Annotated in this window: 10 protein-coding genes; 6 read left to right on the forward strand and 4 right to left on the reverse strand. The window is 69.5% G+C overall.

Going from position 1 to position 18,335, the window contains the following annotated elements:
* Positions 1–15 precede the first annotated feature (15 nt).
* Both ACQP06_RS01345 and ACQP06_RS01350 read right to left on the reverse strand, forming a co-directional pair.
* Positions 16–816 carry an immunity 49 family protein gene (locus ACQP06_RS01345; RefSeq protein ID WP_433669890.1) on the reverse strand — a complete coding sequence of 267 codons (801 nt, stop codon included), beginning with the start codon at positions 814–816 and terminating at the stop codon, positions 16–18.
* Between the two features lie 210 nt (positions 817–1,026).
* Positions 1,027–2,628, reverse strand: a complete 1,602-nt coding sequence (locus ACQP06_RS01350) for a DUF2207 family protein (RefSeq protein WP_433669891.1) — start codon at positions 2,626–2,628, stop codon at positions 1,027–1,029.
* A gap of 529 nt (positions 2,629–3,157) precedes the next feature.
* On the opposite strand from ACQP06_RS01350, the gene ACQP06_RS01355 reads away from it, so the two are divergent.
* Positions 3,158–4,087: a neutral zinc metallopeptidase gene (locus tag ACQP06_RS01355; protein WP_433669893.1), complete on the forward strand. Its 930-nt coding sequence runs from the start codon at positions 3,158–3,160 to the stop codon at positions 4,085–4,087.
* Between the two features lie 58 nt (positions 4,088–4,145).
* Here ACQP06_RS01355 and ACQP06_RS01360 read toward each other — a convergent pair whose 3' ends face one another.
* Both ACQP06_RS01360 and ACQP06_RS01365 read right to left on the reverse strand, forming a co-directional pair.
* Complete coding sequence (locus ACQP06_RS01360) at positions 4,146–5,441, reverse strand: ammonium transporter (RefSeq protein WP_433669895.1); 1,296 nt, start codon at positions 5,439–5,441, stop codon at positions 4,146–4,148.
* A 105-nt stretch (positions 5,442–5,546) separates the two neighbouring features.
* Positions 5,547–6,380 (reverse strand): hypothetical protein, encoded by an 834-nt coding sequence (locus ACQP06_RS01365; protein WP_433669897.1) that lies wholly within the window; start codon positions 6,378–6,380, stop codon positions 5,547–5,549.
* A 400-nt stretch (positions 6,381–6,780) separates the two neighbouring features.
* Here ACQP06_RS01365 and ACQP06_RS01370 point away from each other — a divergent pair, with 400 nt between their 5' ends.
* The 5 genes from ACQP06_RS01370 (at position 6,781) to ACQP06_RS01390 (ending at position 18,262) form a co-directional block, all read left to right on the forward strand.
* Positions 6,781–9,270 (forward strand): DNA polymerase III subunit gamma and tau, encoded by a 2,490-nt coding sequence (locus tag ACQP06_RS01370; protein WP_433669899.1) that lies wholly within the window; start codon positions 6,781–6,783, stop codon positions 9,268–9,270.
* 257 nt (positions 9,271–9,527) lie between these two features.
* A complete protein-coding gene (locus ACQP06_RS01375; protein ID WP_433669900.1) occupies positions 9,528–10,739 on the forward strand; it encodes an acetyl-CoA C-acetyltransferase in 1,212 nt (403 codons plus the stop codon).
* A 37-nt stretch (positions 10,740–10,776) separates the two neighbouring features.
* The gene (locus tag ACQP06_RS01380) at positions 10,777–12,930 is read left to right on the forward strand and encodes a 3-hydroxyacyl-CoA dehydrogenase NAD-binding domain-containing protein (RefSeq protein ID WP_433669901.1); all 2,154 of its coding nucleotides are present in this window, start codon (positions 10,777–10,779) and stop codon (positions 12,928–12,930) included.
* A 208-nt stretch (positions 12,931–13,138) separates the two neighbouring features.
* Positions 13,139–16,720, forward strand: coding sequence for a protein kinase domain-containing protein (locus tag ACQP06_RS01385; RefSeq protein ID WP_433669903.1), 3,582 nt, complete (start codon positions 13,139–13,141; stop codon positions 16,718–16,720).
* Positions 16,721–16,756: 36 nt separating this feature from the next.
* Positions 16,757–18,262, forward strand: a complete 1,506-nt coding sequence (locus tag ACQP06_RS01390; protein ID WP_433669904.1) for an alpha/beta hydrolase — start codon at positions 16,757–16,759, stop codon at positions 18,260–18,262.
* Positions 18,263–18,335: the final 73 nt, after the last annotated feature.

Here is an 18,335-nt window from a genome sequence, read left to right on the forward strand (position 1 = left end):
TTACGGGCGAACCGGTTACGCGGTGCGGTACATCAACCCGGTCGGCAGATACCCGGTGGAGACCCCGGGGCTCAACCCGCGATCGACCGCCAGGCACACCACCGCCAGCAGCGGCCACGCGATGAATCCCTCCGGATCCAGGCCGCGCTGCGGGGTGTCCCAGAAGCGCCGGTGGAATTCGAGGCCCTCGACGAGGGCGGTCTCGAATTCGGCCGGGTCGCCGCGCAGCACCGCGTCCAGCAGGCACAACGCCGAATAGGCGATGGTGAGCGTGTAGTCGTCACCGCCGGACTGCTGCGCGTCCACCGCGGCCTCGATCCCGTCCACGATGATGGTCTCCGCCGCCGGATCGCCGGTCCAGGCCCGCTGCCAGGCATCGGCCCATAGATAGAGGCACTGCTCCCCGGGCTGCCCGGTGCGCGTGGTCACCGCCAGCGGGTGACCGGGGCTGCCCGGCGCGCCCAGCAGGTAGGCCAGCAGCTCGCGATCGCGGTCGATCACGGCGGCCCACAGGCCGTTCAGCAGATCCGCCACCGGCGGGGGCGGCGCCACGCCGCCGCACGCGGGCACCGACCACGGCGTCCGCGCGATCGTCACCGTGACGGGCTCCTGCCCGGCGGGCCGCGCGGCCGAGCGCAGCCGCGCCGTGTAGGCCGCGGCGGTGTCCGCGACGGCCTGGCGCAACCGGACCGACTCGCCGCGCGGATCGTCCAGGCTCAGATAGCCGGCGATGGCCCGGGAACTCCAGGCCACGTCGGCGAGCACCGCCTGCGGTTGCGCGGCCAGGAATTCGGCCTGCAGCGCCGTGGTCCGCACCCGGAAGGCGCGGCCGAAACCCGCATCGGTCGGTCGAATAGCTGTCGGATAACTAAGTTCCTGGGCTGTTCGTGCGATATGGCGATCGATCATCGGACTTCGATGATGATCGGTGTGCCCACCAATTTTGCCAATCGATTGCTCACGCCGTGACAATAGCGAATGGGCAACCCTGCTACATCGGTTGGTATATCGGTCGCCGGGGGTGTGTCACCGCTGATTGCCGGGCCGGAACAACCCCTCGACCGCGGTGATGAAGTACGGGAAGTGCGCGCCGAAACGCTGCAGACTGCGATCGCCCTCGAACCCGCCGAACCAGTACAGCCCCGGACTCCCGTCCGCCGTCGGATCCAGGTCCCGGAACGTGCGCACCCACTGATCGCCCCGGCGCGCGGCCACCAGGAACGGCAGCGCCCGGGAGAACGCCAGCTCCTGATCCGCCGCCGGAATGCGCTGCGGCGCAAGCGCGTCCAGCCCGCGCTGCATGGCCTGCACCCGGCCGGTCAACTCCCGGCCCATCGCGGTGCGGGACGGCAGATAGCGGGGGAGCAGCAGCGCTGCCACGCCGCCCAGCGCGAGCGCGATACCGATCAGGGCGTGCCGCTGCGGACCGAGGGCCAGCGCCACGGTCGCGGCGAGGCCGCCCACGATCAGCGCGATCCCGAGCCAGAACTCGAAACCGCGGCGGGTGCGGTCGATGAACACCCCGGCCGTCACCGCGTCGTCGATCAGCGCGGCGCGCACCGCCTTCGCGTTCACCTGCCCGCGGCGCTCGGACAGCAGCACCGCGTCCGTGCCGTCGGGAATCAGCGCCGAATACACCGCGCGCTCATAGGCGGTCAGCTGCGCGTCGGGCGGATTCACCCGGGAGAAGCGCCAATCCGCGTCACCGGCGACCGTCACCCACAGATAGTTGCGGACGGCCAGATCCACCACGGTCGACGCCATGTCCGGCACATCGGCGTGGCCGTCGAGCAGCAGGCCCGCCGTACTCGGCAGCACACCGTCCGGCGAGGTGAACTGCACGTGATTGCCGGTGCGCACCAGCGGATCCAGGGTCTCGGCGGCGACCGGCGCCGAACGCCGCGACCACAGCACGTATCCGGCCGCCGCGGCCACCGCCGCGAGCAGCGCGCCGAAGGCGGCCCACACCGGACCGGTCGGCGAGAACGCGTTGGGCGCGTTGTCGTCGCGCACATCGGCATTGGCCCGCACCGTATTCGGCGGCAACTGCAAGGTCACATCGAGAATGTCGCCCTTGCGCAGGTCGGTCTTCTCCAGATGCGCGAAACCGTCCGGCTCGACCCGGATATCGCCGCAGTTCTGCGGATTTCCGGGCGGGCCGACCGTGCACTTGGTGACGCCCATCCGGAAGCTCGGGCTCGACACCGTCGCATTGATCGACGCCACATCGGTGTTCAGCACGCCGGTCCACTGGAACACCTGCGCGCCCGTAGCGTCACTGACGGTGTTGTGCACCGTGTATTTGAAGGTGGCCGCGCCCGGTCGCGCGGAGATGGTGAACAGATCGTCCGCGACATGCGCCTCGCCGTCCCCCTCGGCGGACACCTCGGTCACCTCGAACGTACGCAGCACACTCGGGCTCACCTGCACGCGCAGCGGCAGCACCTGCCGAAACTCCCCGCCCTCGGGGACTTTCACGGTTTCGGTGACCCGCAGCAGACCGTCGTCGCCCAGATTCACCTCCGCGGTGATATCCACACCGGCCGGCTGCGCCCACGCGGCCGGCGCCGCCACACCCGCTATCGCGAGCAGCAGCGCGACGAGGGCGGCCCCCCGAAAAATCTGCATGACTGGCACTCTAGCCAGCTTGCTATCCTTCCTCAGCGGCAAGTCGCAGGTCTATGGAGCCGGCAGGCTATCTCTGAGGAACGAGGGGGTGCGGGGGTTGACTCGCCCACCGTCCGAGCACGGACCGACGCCCCCGGGTCGCCGGCCCACGCCGCCTCCTGGAAACCCACAGCCGCACGGCAATCCGCAGCAGCCCGTCCAGCAACCCGGATTCCCGGCGGTCCCGCGCCGCCCGGCGGGTCAGCCCGGAGGCGCGCCGCCACCCGGGTACCAGCCCCAGCCCGGGTATCCGCCGCCGCCCGGATATCAACGGCCACCCGGATATTCGCCCCAGCCGGGCCATCAGCCGCCGCCGTACTCCGGTCACCCGCAGCAACCCGGCGTACCCCGCCCGGGCTATCCGGTCCAGCCGGGCAAGGGCCCCGCCCGGCCGGGTTACCCACCGCAGCAGGGCTTTCCGCCACCACCCGGATACGGGCAACCCGGATATCCGTCCACCGGTCAGGGCCGGCCCGCGTATCGCGCGCCCATGCCGCCGCCCACCGCCGCGCCGCCGACCGGCGCGATTCCGGTGGCCCGGCCCGCGCCGCCGAGACGCGGCCGGGTGGGGACGCTCGTCGTGATCCTGGTGCTGCTGGTGTCCGGTGTGCTGCTGCGCACCGCCGTCACCACCGGTCTGAACCCCTTGGGCTCCGGCTCGAACGTCAAGACCGGCTATTCCAACGATGCCGGGGAGAACCACGGTGTCGCCGCCACCGGCGACAACCCGCTGCTGACCAACCCCGATTACACGCTGCTGCCCGCCAAATGCGCGTACTCGCCGTGGGGCACCCAGGTCGAGGTGGCGCGCAAGTTCTTCGAGACAGCGGCCGACTGCCTGCACACGGCGTGGAAACCATTGTTCGACAAGATCAATCTGCCGTTCCCCGCGCCCAAGCTGAACGTGTCCGCGGACACCGCGGGCATCACCACCCTGTGCACCGGCAACAGCAGTAACTTCGCGGCCTTCTACTGCTCGGCGGACATGACCATCTACATGCCGATCAGCCAGCTGCAGACCGACATCTTCGGCAACAACTGGGTCGTCTACCTCTCGGTGTTCGCCCACGAGTACGGCCACCACGTGCAGGCGCAGTCGGGCATCCTCGGCAAGGTGCACCAGCAGCGCCGCGACGCCGGATCGCGCAGCGACACCGGGCTGGAACTGTCGCGCCGCACCGAACTCCAGGCCCAGTGCTTCGACGGCATGTACCTGTCGTCCTCCGGTAACGGCGGCTCGCTGACCAGCGCCCAGATCGGGGTGGCCCGCAACGACGCCTACCACCGCGGCGACGCACCCGGCGACATGCGCGATCACGGCACCGCGCAGAGCATGGGCGGCTGGTTCGAGATCGGTTACGACAAGGACCGCGCCATGCAGTGCAACACCTTCACCGCCGCTGTGAGCAAGGTGAACTGACCGCCGAAACACTCGAGCCCCGCCGCGGTACGCGACGGGGCTCGAAACAGCTTCGGGCTCAGTGCCCCAGCGGCTTGCCGATCCGGTTCGGCGAATGTCCGTGCACGCCCTCGGCGTACGCGGTCTCCGCGTGCAGCGCGAAGTCGACGCCGCCCAGCTCGTCCTCCTTGGTGACCCGGAAGCCGACCACCTTGTCCAGCACCTTGCCCAGCGCGAACGTCACCCCGAAGGCGAAGGCCGCCACCGTCACCACGCCCAATGCCTGCTTGCCGAGCTGACCCAGCCCGCCGCCGTAGAACAGGCCCGCCGGGCCCTTGGTCATGACGGCCGAGGCCAGGAAGCCGATCAGCAGCGTGCCGACGATGCCGCCCATGAAGTGCACGCCCACCACGTCGAGCGAATCGTCGTAGTTGCCCTTGAACTTCCAGCCCACCGCGAACGAACACACCACGCCCGCGACCAGGCCCACGACCATCGCGCCGATGGTGTTCACCTCACCGCAGGACGGGGTGATGGCCACCAGACCGGCCACCGCACCCGACGCCGCGCCGAACGTGGTCGGCTTGCCGTCGCGGCGCGCCTCGACCACCAGCCAGCCCAGCATGCCGAGACAGCCCGCCACCAGCGTGTTCAGGAACACCGCCGCGGCGGTGCCGTCGGCGGTCAGCGCCGAACCCGCGTTGAAGCCGAACCAGCCGAACCACAGCAGGCCCGCGCCCAGCACCACGAACGGCAGATTGTGCGGGCGCATCGCGTCCACCTTGAAGCCCTGCCGCGGGCCCAGCACCAGCACCATCGCCAGAGCCGAAGCGCCCGAGGCGATCTCGACCACCATGCCGCCCGCGTAATCCAGCGCGCCCATCTTGCTCAGCCAGCCGTCCGAGGTCCACACCCAGTGCGCGATCGGCGCGTACACGATCAGCGCCCACACCGGCACGAAGATCATCCACGCCGAGAACTTGGTCCGGTCGGCGATCGCGCCGCTGATCAGGGCCACGGTCAGAATCGCGAAGGTCAGCTGGAAGGTGACGAACAACAGTTCGGGAACACCCGCGCCGGTGGTCTTGTCCACCACGTGCACGGTGTCCGGGTTGATGCCGGCGAGCCCGAAATGCTCCAGGTCGCCGATGATTCCGCCGCCCGCGTCATCGCCGAAGGCCAGGCTGTACCCGCCGAGCAGCCAGGCCACCGTCACCAGCGGGATCGAGATGAAGCTCATCATCAGCATGTTGAGCACGCCGCTGGACCGCACCATGCCGCCGTAGAAGATCGCGAGGCCAGGTGTCATCAACAGCACGAGCGCCGTGGCCGCCAGCAGCCAGGCGGTCGACGCCGCGTCGATGTGGGGTGTCATGCGGTAACTCCTTCTGCGCGTGATCGCGTTGCGTGGAAGTTACCGAAAACTCACGTTAAGGCGCTGTTACAAAAATGAGGAGTCCGATACCTCCCCGTAACAGCGTCAGCTGCGCTGTTCCCTCGCTTTTTTGGCCAGAGCGCGCAATCCGCGCGGGCCGGGCACCGGATTTCCGTCCTCCAGCGCCATCCATTCCGCGGTGACGAGCCACTGCTGCTGGGCGCGGGCGTCGGCTGTGTCGTTGAACACCCGCCGGCCGCGGTCGTCGCGCAGCTCATAGGCCATGACCGACCAGCGCGGCGGGCGCCCGTTCTCGGCCACCTGGTCGCGCAGATAGGCCGCCACCAGGGTGCCGATCATGTTCACCGGCCGCAGCGAGACCCGGTTGCCGTAGCGGGCGCCGAAGAAACGCCTTCCGGCGCACAGGGATCGGGGCTCGGCGCTGTAGGCGATCCAGCCCGACCGCTGCGCGCGCTCGATGAGCCACAGGTGCTTGATGGCGGTCGGCGGGATGTCACCGACCCGGTCCCGGATCAGCGCGATCACCGGTTCGGTGAGCAGGATGTCGCGCCGGGTCGGACCGGTGCCGTGCGCGGTCCAGTATTCGTCGGTCAACTTGGCCAGGACCCGCCCGAAGTCGTCGATGCTGCGCTGCGCCCGGCGGCCCAGCCGCTCGATGCGCTCGGCCTCGGTCCGCATGTCGTTCTGCACCATGTGGGTGCGGATGGCGGCCAGGGTCGGCACCTGGCGGCGCTGCAGCAGTTCCAGGATCGCGCCCGCGGTGGCCGGATCGGCAGCCGCCGACACCGGTAGCGAATCGCGCTTGATGTCGAAATCGTGCGGGCTGATGGCCCGGCTGAGCAGTCCGACGGCGGCGCTGTCGTCCGCGAATTCGGTGCTGGAGAGCCAGGCGGTGGCGATGTCGTCGTGCGAAGGCACGGGGCATGTCCTCCGGAGGATTTGGTTGTGCCCCGGTCGGGATGAGGGACCGGCCGGGGCAACCAACCTGATGAAGGTTTGGCTACCGAAGTTGCCGATGTCCACGGTAGCCAAGGGATTGCGATCTTGCCCCACCGTTTCACAGGATCGTTATATCCGCTCTGTGGAGTTGAAACAGGACGCAGGTCTGTATCTGGCGTCGTTGCAAGAAATGCGGGTTCGACAATTACCGTTTCAAAACAACGCGGAGAATTTGCTATCCGATTTGACGGGGTATCAGTTCGGGTCGGTCGGTTTTGACCGGAGCTCCGAATGGAATGTGATCTGCATCACATCATGGGACGGCTGGTGGTTCGGCCGCATGTCACCACCTGTCGGGGCGCACCGGTAACCTCTCCCCGTGGCTCTGTACCGGAAGTACCGACCGGCAACGTTCGCTGAAGTGGTGGGTCAGGAGCACGTCACCGATCCGCTGAGTACGGCGCTCGACACCGGACGGATCAGTCATGCGTATCTGTTCTCGGGACCGCGCGGGTGCGGCAAGACCTCCTCGGCGCGCATCCTCGCCCGCTCGCTGAACTGCGAGCAGGGACCGACCTCCACCCCCTGCGGCGTGTGCTCGTCGTGCGTGGCGCTGGGTCCGGGCGGCGCGGGCAACCTCGACGTCATCGAGCTCGACGCCGCCAGCCACGGCGGTGTGGACGACACCCGCGAACTGCGCGACCGCGCCTTCTACGCACCCGCCGAATCCCGGTACCGCGTCTTCATCGTGGACGAGGCGCACATGGTCACCACGGCGGGCTTCAACGCGCTGCTCAAGATCGTGGAGGAGCCGCCCGCCCACCTGATCTTCGTCTTCGCCACCACCGAGCCGGACAAGGTGCTGCCCACCATCCGCTCGCGCACCCACCACTACCCGTTCCGGCTGCTCCCGCCCGCCACCATGCGCGGACTGCTCGGCAAGATCTGCGACCAGGAAGGCGTGCAGGTCGAGGAGTCGGTGTACCCCTTGGTCATTCGCGCGGGCGGCGGCTCCCCGCGTGACAGCCTCAGCGTGCTGGACCAGCTGCTGGCGGGCGCGGGCACCGAAGGCGTCACCTACCCCCGCGCGGTGTCCCTGCTCGGCGTCACCGACGTCGCCCTGATCGACGACGCCGTCGACGCCCTCGCCGATTCGGACGGCGCGGCCCTCTTCGGCACCATCGACCGGGTGGTGGAGGCGGGCCACGACCCCCGCCGCTTCGCCACCGACCTGCTCGAGCGCCTGCGCGACCTGATCCTGCTGCGCGCCGTCCCCGACGCCACCGACCGCAACCTGGTCACCGGCCCCGGCGATGTCATCGACCGGATGCGCGCCCAGGCCGACCGCCTCGGCGCGGCCACCCTGGCCCGCCACGCCGAACTCCTGCACGAGGGCCTCGGCGACATGCGCGGCGCCACCAACCCCCGCCTCCTGCTCGAGGTCATCGCGGCCCGCATGCTCCTGCCCGGGGCCTCCGACGCCGAGACCGCCACCCTCCAGCGCCTCGAACTCCTCGAGCGCCGAATGGCAAGCGGCGCAATCCCCGCCGCGTCGCAGCAGCCCCAGGGCGCCGCGCCCGCAGCCGCGTCGGCCCCGGCCGCGGCTCCGCCCGCCGCTCCCGCCGGCCGCCGCGGAGCCGCCGCCCTGGCCGCCATGCGTGCCGAGAAGTCCGGCGCCCCAGAGCCTTCCGTCCCCACTCCGCCCACACCTGCTCCGGTGGCCGAGGTCGCGCCGAATCAGGCGGTGCCCGTCCCGTCCGGCGCCACCGCGGTGCGTCCGCCCGAGCTCGGTCCGGTCAATGCGGTACCCCAGGCTCCCGCGGCTCCGATAGCGGAAAGTCCTGCGGCGCAGCCTGTTCAGGCCGCCACGAAGGCGACGCCCCCTGAGCCGCAGCCTGATCCGGCGGCGGTCGAATCCGTGGCGCCGGTCGCCGAGCCTGCCGCGCAGGCGGCTCCTGAGCCTGCCGCGGAGGCCGAACCGGTGGCAGCGGCTGCGCCGGTGCCGGTTCCCGCGCCGGTCGTCGAGCCGGAGCCCGTTCCCGCGCCGGAACCTGTCGTCGTGGCCGAGCCGGCGCCCGCCCCCGAAGTGGCCCCGGTTGCGGCTCCGGCGGCTGCCGGGCCCGCCGGTGACGACGTACTGCAGCAGGTCGAGGAGGCCTGGGCGGATATCCGGGCCAAGGTGCGGGAGTTCGGAGCCGCGGTGCACGCGCTGCTGTCCGGGGCGAGCGTGGCCCGGGTCGAGGGCGAGACGATCGTGCTGGCGCATCAGCACGCGCCGCTGGCGCAGCGGTTGTCGCAGCCGCAGTACCTGGAGGCCGTGCAGTCGGCGGTCAAGGCGGTGCTGGGGCGGGAGCACGGGGTGAAGTGGGAAGTCGGCGGAGCCGGGTCGGGCGGCGCGGCCACCAAGGCCCCGGCGGGCCGGGCGCCCGCCAGCGCGCCCGCGGAGCCGAAGAAGGCGGCGCAGAAGTTCTCGCGGCCGAGTCAGGCCAAGGCGGCCGCGGCGCCGGTCGCCGAACCGGCTCCGGCGACCGGGTGGGGGAGCGCCCCCGCGTCCGCTCCGGCGGCTCCCGCGCCCACGGATCCGGGGCCGGCGGGCGGGGATTCCTTCGAGCGGGAGAGCGCCCGTTTCGCACCGCCGGAGGACGATATTCCGCTGCCCGACGGGCCGGACCTTCCGGACGATCCGGGGCCGGGGGACTACTCGCCGGTAGGTTATGACGGCGTCCCACCTGCTACTACGCCGGAGGAGGAGCGCGAGATGCTGGAGGAGTCGGCCAAGCCGGTGCCTCCGGAAGAGCGCCGCGACCCGGATGAGGTGGCCCTAGCGTTGTTGGTGCAGGAGTTGGGCGCCACACCTCTGGAGGGTTGACAGTTCCCTCGGGTGCCAACTTAAGTTAACCGGAGTTCGCATAGTTCGGTACTATGATCGGGTGGCCGTGAGTATCGGTTTCGCGAGGTTCTAAGGTATGCCCAGGCGTACGGGTTACCGGAGCGTCAACAAACCGGCTCGGGACGTTGTTTGTACAGCGTCAAAGGCGATCGGTCGTGGGGCCGGTCGGCGAGGTATGGCTACGGCACGGCCCGCACAACGCGGTGACGGCGCACCCAAGAGAGGAAAACTCCGATATGACCACAGAGGCCTACATTTACGAGGCCATCCGCACCCCGCGCGGCAAGAACCGTGGGGGGTCGCTGCACTCGGTCAAGCCGATCGACCTGACCACCGGTCTGGTCCAGGAGCTGCGGAAGCGCTTCCCGAACCTGGACGAGGCTCGGATCTCGGACATCATCCTGGGTGTCGTCTCGCCGGTCGGTGACCAGGGCGCGGACATCGCCCGCACCACCGTGCTGACCGCCGGCCTGCCCGACACCGTCGGCGGCTTCCAGATCAACCGCTTCTGCGCCTCGGGCCTCGAGGCCGTCAACCTGGCCGCCCAGAAGGTGCGCTCGGGCTTCGACGACCTGGTCATCGCCGGTGGCGTCGAGTCCATGTCCCGCGTGCCGATGGGCTCCGACGGCGGCGCCATGTTCATGGACCCGAAGACCAGCTACGACAGCTACATTGTCCCGCAGGGCATTTCGGCCGACCTGATCGCCACCATCGAGGGCTTCACCCGCGACGACGTGGACGCCTACGCCGTGCGCTCGCAGGAGCTGGCCGTCAACGCCTGGAAGAACGGCTACTTCACCAACTCCGTCGTCCCGGTCAAGGACATCAACGGCCTGACCGTGCTGGACAACGACGAGCACATGCGTCCCGGCACCACCGCCGCCGACCTCGGCAAGCTGAACCCGGCCTTCGCCGGCATCGGCGAGATGGGCGGCTTCGACGCGGTGGCCATGCAGCGCTACCACTTCGTCGAGTCCATCAACCACGTGCACCACGGTGGTAACTCCTCGGGCATCGTCGACGGCGCCGCCCTGGTGCTGGTCGGTTCCGAAGAGGCCGGCGCCGCGTCGGGCCTGACCCCGCGCGCCCGCATCGTGGCCACCGGCACCTCCGGCGCCGACGCCACCATCATGCTCACCGGTCCGACCCCGGCCGCCGAGAAGGCGCTGGCCAAGGCCGGTCTGAAGCGTGAGGACATCGACCTCTACGAGATCAACGAGGCCTTCGCCTCCGTCGTCCTGAAGTTCCAGAAGGACCTGCAGATCCCGGACGAGAAGCTGAACGTCAACGGCGGCGCGATCGCCATGGGCCACCCGCTGGGCGCGACCGGCGCGATGATCACGGGCACCGTGGTCGACGAGCTGCACCGTCGCAACGCCCGCTACGGCCTGATCACCCTGTGCATCGGCGGCGGCATGGGTGTCGCCACCATCATCGAGCGCGTCTGACGCCCACCGACTTTTCTCTAGGGAGACACGAAACACTATGACCGAGAACATGATCGGCTGGGAAAAGGACGCCGACGGCATCGTCGTGCTGACCATGGACGACCCCAACCAGGGCGCCAACACCATGAACCAGCTCTACAAGGACTCCATGAAGGCGACCGTCGATCGCCTCGAGGCCGAGAAGGACGACATCACCGGTGTCGTCATCACCTCCGCGAAGAAGACCTTCTTCGCCGGCGGCGACCTGAAGAACATGATGAAGACCACGCCCGAGGACGCGGCCTCCATCATGGAAGAGCTCACCACCATCAAGGGCGACCTGCGTCGCCTGGAGAAGCTGGGCAAGCCGGTCGTCTCCGCGATCAACGGCGCTGCCCTGGGCGGCGGCCTGGAGATCACCCTGGCCACCCACTACCGCATCGCGGCCGACGTGAAGGGCGTGCAGCTGGGTCTGCCCGAGGTCTCCCTCGGCCTGCTCCCCGCCGGTGGCGGCGTCACCCGCATCACCCGCATGCTGGGCATCGCCAACGGCCTGATGGGCGTGCTGCTGCAGGGCCAGAAGTTCACCCCGGCCAAGGCCAAGGCCACCGGCCTGATCAACGAGGTCGTCGGCTCGATCGAGGAGCTGGTCCCGGCCGCCAAGGCGTGGATCAAGGCCAACCCGGACAAGGGCGTGCAGCCCTGGGACGTCAAGGGCCACAAGATCCCGGGCGGCACCCCGTCCACCCCGGCGCTGGCCGCCAACCTCCCGGCGTTCCCGGCCAACCTGCGCAAGCAGCTCAAGGGCCAAAACATGCCGGCCCCGCAGGCCATCATGGCCGCCGCGGTCGAGGGCGCGCAGGTCGATTTCGACACCGCGTCGATCATCGAGTCCCGCTACTTCGTGTCCCTGCTGACCGGCCCGGTCGCCAAGAACATGATCCAGGCGTTCTTCTTCGACCTGTCGCACATCAACAACGGCGGTTCGCGTCCCAAGGACGTGCCGAAGCGTGAGATCAAGAAGGTCGGCGTCATCGGCGCGGGCATGATGGGCGCGGGCATCGCGTACGTCACCGCCAAGGCCGGCATCGACGTCGTCCTCAAGGACGTCACCATCGAGGCCGCGAACAAGGGCAAGGACTACTCGGTCAAGCTCGAGGAGAAGGCGCTCTCGCGTGGCAAGACCACCGAGGAGAAGTCCAAGACCCTGCTCGACCGCATCAAGCCGACCGCCGACCCGGCCGACTTCGCGGGCGTGGACTTCGTGATCGAGGCCGTGTTCGAGAACCCGGAGCTCAAGGCGAAGGTCTTCGGCGAGATCGAGGACATCGTGGACGCCGACGCGCTGCTCGGCTCCAACACCTCGACCCTGCCGATCACCCTGCTGGCCGACGGCGTGAAGCGGGCCGAGGACTTCATCGGCATCCACTTCTTCTCGCCGGTCGACAAGATGCCGCTGGTCGAGATCATCAAGGGTGAGAAGACCTCCGACGAGGCGCTGGCCCGGGTGTACGACTACACCCTCGCGATCCGCAAGACCCCGATCGTGGTGAACGACTCGCGTGGCTTCTACACCTCGCGCGTGATCGGCAAGTTCATCAACGAGGCCATCATGATGCTCGGTGAGGGCGTCGACCCGCAGAGCATCGAGCAGGCCGGTCTGCAGGCGGGCTACCCGGCGGCGCCGCTGAAGCTGTCGGACGAGCTGAACTTCACCACCATGCAGAAGATCTACAAGGAGACCGCCGAGGCCGTCGTGGCCGCCGGTGGCGAGATCGACGCCGCCTCGGGCGCGACCGCGAAGATCCTGAACAAGATGGTGGACGAGTTCGACCGCAAGGGTAAGGCCGGCGGCGCGGGCTTCTACGACTACACCGATGGCAAGGCCACCGGCATCTGGTCGGAGCTGCGTTCCACCTTCGGCACCTCGACCACCCTCCCCGAGGGCGTCACCCTGCAGGATCTCAAGGACCGCATGCTGTTCGCGGAGGCCATCGAGACCCAGAAGTGCTTCGACGAGAACGTGCTGACCTCGACCGCCGACGCCAACATCGGCTCGATCTTCGGCATCGGTTTCCCGGCCTGGACCGGTGGTACCCACCAGTTCATCGTCGGCTACCCGGGTGGACAGGAAGCCTTCGTGGCCCGCGCCGACGAGCTGGCCGCCAAGTTCGGCAGCCGCTTCGAGGTTCCGGCCTCGCTGCGCAAGTAGTAACCGTGCGCGAGCGCTGAACCACCGGCGCTCGAGCATGTGAAATACCCGGCCCGGGTCGCGAATACGCGGCCCGGGCCGCGTGTTGTACGGGTATGAGTACAGCGGTGGGCGCGAGACCGAAAGGGTCTACACGCCCGAGCGGTCCGCGCTACGTTGAATATGCGCGGGTGGACACGGTTACTCGTTCCAGGTCGAGGTGGTGGAGATGAACTCACAGGCGCGCCGGGACGGTTCGCGGCGTGAGCAGACGTCTCCCGAAAACTCCACGCAGGCATACGTTCCCGTGAACATCGACGACGAACTCGAGGCCATGGGCCTGTTCGACGCGGAGGAGATCGGCCGGGGCGGGTTCGGGGTGGTGTACCGCTGTAGCCAGCGCGCCCTGGACCGGGTGGTCGCGGTGAAGGTGCTCTCCGCGGAGATCGACGACGAGAGCCGCGAGCGGTTCCTGCGCGAGGAACACGCCATGGGCCGGTTATCGGGGCATCCGAACATCGTGGACATCCTCCAGGTGGACGTGACGCCGACCGGACGGCCCTACATCGTGATGCCGTACGCGACCCGCGGTTCCCTCGAGCAGGTGGTGCAGAACAACGGGCCGCTGTCCTGGGCGGATTCGCTGCGGGTCGGGGTGAAGCTGGCGGGGGCCATCGAGACCGCGCACCGCGCCGAGGTGCTGCACCGGGACGTGAAGCCCGCCAACGTGCTGTTGAGCCGGTACGGGGAACCGCAGCTCACCGACTTCGGAATCGCGCGCATCCCGGGCGGTTTCCGCACGTCCACGAGTTTGATCACCGGGTCGCCCGCGTTCACCGCGCCCGAGGTGCTCAAGGGTGACGAGCCGACCGTGCGCTCGGATGTGTACGGGCTCGGTTCCACCCTGTTCGCGCTGCTGACCGGGCACGCCGCCTTCGAGCGGCAGGCCGGGGAGAAGGTGGTGGCGCAGTTCCTGCGCATCACCAGTCAGCCGGTGCCGGACCTGCGGGAACTGGAGATCCCGCCGGATGTGGCCGCGGCCATCGAGGCGGCCATGTCGCCGGAGCCGCGGGATCGGCCGGTCAGCGCGGTGGAGTTCGGTGAGCTGCTGCGCGGGGTGCAGGGCGACCACGGTCAGGTGCCGGACGAGATGGCGTTGATCGACGGCGCGGAACTCGGTGCGGACGGCCACGATCCGTCGGCGCCGACCCATTCGACCCAGCGCCGGCACACGGTGGTGACGGCCCCGCGCAACCGCTCGCTGACGCTGCGCCCGACCGGCAATCCGAGCGCCGTGTTCAGCACCGGCAATACGCTGCCGCCCACGGCCACAACGAAATTCCTGCCGCCGACCCCGGCGCGGGAACCGATCGCCCGGCCCCGGCTGCTGGAGCCGCTGCGGGCGGGTGGCCGCCGCCGGCTGGCGGTGATCCACGGCCCGGCCGGATTCGGCAAGAGCACGCTGGCCGCGCAGTGGTGTGCCGAGCTCACCGATCGCGGGGTGCCGGTGGCCTGGATCGGCATCGACCGCGACGACGACAACGAGGTGTGGCTGCTGGCCCACATCATCGCGGCCATTCGCAAGGTGCGGCCGGAGATCGGCGTGGGGCTGGAGCAGCTGCTGGAGGAGCGGCCCGCCGAGGCGGTGCCGTACGCGGTGTCGGCGCTCATCGACGAGGTGCGGGCGGGCGGGACCCCGGTGGTCGTGGTGGTGGACGACTGGCATCGGATCACCGACGCCGGGGCGCAGCGGGTGATGGCGTCGCTGCTCGACAATTGTTCGCACGAACTGCGTTTCGTCATCACCAGCCGGGAGCGGGCGGGACTGCCGCTGAGCCGTATGCAGGTGGCCGACGAGCTGATCGAGCTCGGATCCCCGCAGTTGCGGCTGACCGAGTCGGAGACCAGGGAAATCCTGGTCGACCGGCTGGGATTGGAGTTGAGCGACCGGCAGGTCGAGCAGATCCACACCGCGACCGACGGCTGGCCGGCCGCGATCCAGCTGGCGGGGCTGTCATTGCGCGCGGCGGATCACGATGTCGACCGGCTGATCATCGGGCTGTCGGGTGACAACAAGGCGATCCGGGAGTATCTGGCCGAGAACGTGCTGGGCGCCATCGAACCGCGCATGCTCGAATTCCTCAGTGCCATAGCGATTCCCGAGCGGGTGAACGCCTCGCTGGCCGAGGCGCTGTCGGGTGCGAAGGACGCCGCGGATCTGCTCGACGAGGCCGAGCAGCGGGAGCTGTTCGTGCACCGGATTCCCGACGATCCGAGCTGGTATCGGATGCAGCCGATGGTGGCCGAGCATCTGCGGGCCCGGTTGGAACGGGCGCAGCCGGGGCAGTTGAAGAAGTTGCACGGCAAGGCGTCTCGCTGGTTCGCCGAACACAATCTGATCAAGCAGTCGGTGGATCACGCGCTGGCCGCCACCGATCTGAAGTACGCGCTGGACCTGGTGGAGAAGGGCGGCATGGATCTGATCGACAGTTCCCGGCTGGCCACCCTGTTCGGCACGGTGTCGAAACTTCCGGTCCAGCAGGTGACTTCGCGGTCAAAGCTGTTGATGGCGCTGGCCCGCGCGAATGTGAATCTGCAGCAGTCCGGGGCGGCGCGGACCGCGCTGGGCCGGTTGTCGAACATGCTGGCGCGCAGCGGCACCGACGATGCCGAGGCGGTGACTCAGCGCTGTCAGGCGGCGGTGCTGGCGGCGGCCGACCAGGTGGCGCGGGACCGTACCGAGGGCGTGCTCGACAAGATCACCGAATGTCTGAAGCTGGCCGACGATCTCCCGGCGTGGACGGTGTCCACGGCCGCGAATCTGGCCTCGTTCGTGCGGCTGTGCGGTTTCGACTTCGAGGGCGCGCGCAGCATGCAGGACTGGGCCGCCCCGTTCCACGCGCGGTCGGCCGATCCGCTGGGTGAGGTGTTCGGCCTGTGCGCGCGGGGTGACGCCGCCTACGAGCAGCTCGATGTCGCCACCGCCACACGGTGTTTCGAACAGGCCTGGCAGACCGCCCGCGATCGCGCCGGGTCCCGGTCGGACGCGGTGCGGGTGGCGGCGGCGCTGCTGGGCGAGGTGGCCTACCGTCGCGGCGACCTGGACAGCGCCGAGCGGCTGTTGGATCAGAGCCACGAATTGACCACCCGCGTCGGCCCGGTCGACTTCCTGGTCACCATCTTCGTAAGCGGCGCGCGCGTGAAGGCGGTGCGCGGCGACCTGAAGACGGCGGCGGCCCGCCTGGACGAGGGCGCGCGGATCGCCGCCGACCGCAAGCTCACCCGGCTGGCCGCACAGGTCCGGGCCGAGCGCCTGCGCCTGGGCCTGCCCGCCGACTCGCTGAGCGCGGGCCTGGTCACCGATCCGATGGCGCGCACGCCGCGGCATGCCACCGGCGCGGCGGTGCTGACCGCCGAGGCCGAGGAGATCGCCACCATCCGGGCGCTGCTGGCCCGCCACTATCGCGGCGACGACCGCGCCACCGACGACCTGGCCCCGCTCGGCACCGATGACACCGTGGTGAAGCGGGCCCGCGTTCTGCACGCCCGGATCCAGGAGCAGCACCGGCCCCGGGCCGAACTCGATTCGGCGCTGCTGCTGGCCGAGTGCCTGTCCACGGCGGGCTGGCTCGGGGAGTCGATCGCGACGCTCACGCCGGTGGTGCTGCGGTGCGCCGACCTGGGCTGGTCGCGTCCGCTGCTGGATGCCGGGCCGGGCGTGCTCACCATCCTGCGGACGATGCGGCACGAGATGCCGCTGGACACCGACGGTCGGGAGGCGCCGCGTCGCTTCCTGGATTCGCTGCTGTAGGTCGGGTCGCAGGGTATTCACAGCGTTTCTCGAGGAATGGCGGACACAATCGCCGTCGTGTTCTCGCCGCATGCGCCGTCGCAGTCACCGCCGCTCGGGCCGCCGCCCGCGCCGCACCCGCCCGCCGCCCGTAACGGCTACGGGGGCTTCCACCACGGGGTTTCGCTACTGCACGGGTGGGTGCCGCAGGTGGTGGCGTTCGTGGCGGTGCTGCTGCTGGTGATCGCGTTCGCGCGGGCGACGCGGCGCTGGTGGGTGTTGTGGATGCCGGTGTGCGCGGTGGGCGGCGTCGCGGCGGCGTGGGCGGCCTGGGATTTCGTGGACGATCAGGGCCTGGCCTCGGATCCGGCCCCGGCATTGTTGTGGGCGTCGGTGGGTTTGACCGCCGCCGGACTGGTGGCCGCGGTCGTCGGCCTGCGCACCGGCGGCTGGTGGCAGCGGATCGCGGCGGTGCTGGCCGTCCCGGCGGCGCTGCTGTACACGGGCGTGGTGCTGAACCAGTGGGTCGGCTACTACCCGACGGTGCAGGCGGCGTGGGACGCGCTCAACGCGGATCCGCTGCCGCACCAGGTGGATCCGGACGAGCTGGCCGCATTGCGCAATACCGATGTGGGGACCGGGCGCATCGTGGAGGTGGATATTCCGGAGGCGGGCAGCGACTTCCGGCATCGGCGCGAGTACGTGTATCTGCCGCCCGCCTGGTTCGCCGGTGACAAACCGCCCAGCCTGCCCGCCGTGATGATGATCGGCGGCGAGTTCAACACCCCGGCCGACTGGGTGCGCAGCGGCCAGATCATGCCCGCCGTGGACGCTTTCGCGGCCAAGAACAACGGGCAGACGCCGGTGCTGGTGTTCGTCGATTCCGGCGGCAGCTTCAACAACGACACCGAATGCGTGAACGGCCCGCGCGGCAACGCGGCCGACCACCTCACCAAGGACGTGCCCGGTTACGTGGAGTCGGAGTTCGGCGTCTCCAAGGATCCGGCGCAGTGGGCGGTGGTGGGCTGGTCCATGGGCGGCACCTGCGCGGTCGACCTGGCCGTCATGCATCCGGACCTGTTCGGCACCTTCGTCGACATCGCCGGTGACCTGGGCCCGACCGCGGGCTCCAAGGAGCAGACCATCAAACGCCTCTACGGCGGGAACGCCGACGCCTGGGCGCAATTCGATCCACTGACGGTCATGGAGCAGCACGGTCCCTACTCGGGCGTGGTCGGCCTGTTCGACGACCTGACCGCGCCCAAGCGCACCAACAACCCGGGCGCGAACGGTGCGCCCAACGGCCAGCCACGGAACTTCCCCGGCATGCCCAAGGTGAACGAGGAGCAGATCGGCAAGGGCGGCCGCGACGGCGTCCAGGACGCCAACGAGGAGGGCGCGGCCGAGCAGCTGTGCGACGCGGGCCGCAAGGTCGGCATCGACTGCACGGTGCACACCACCGTCGGCGGTCACACCTGGCAGTTCGCCGCCTCGGCCTTCACCTCGTCATTCCCTTGGCTGACAGCCCGTTTGGGGATTCCGGTACCCGGCCTGTCGTCGTGAAAGGGAACGGGCGTGCGGCCTTGGCCGCACGCCCGTCCTCCGGGGTTTCCGGGGATTACCCCTGAGAGCCCAT

The organism is Nocardia sp. CA-136227 (assembly GCF_050955695.1).
Taxonomy (GTDB): Bacteria; Actinomycetota; Actinomycetes; order Mycobacteriales; family Mycobacteriaceae; genus Nocardia.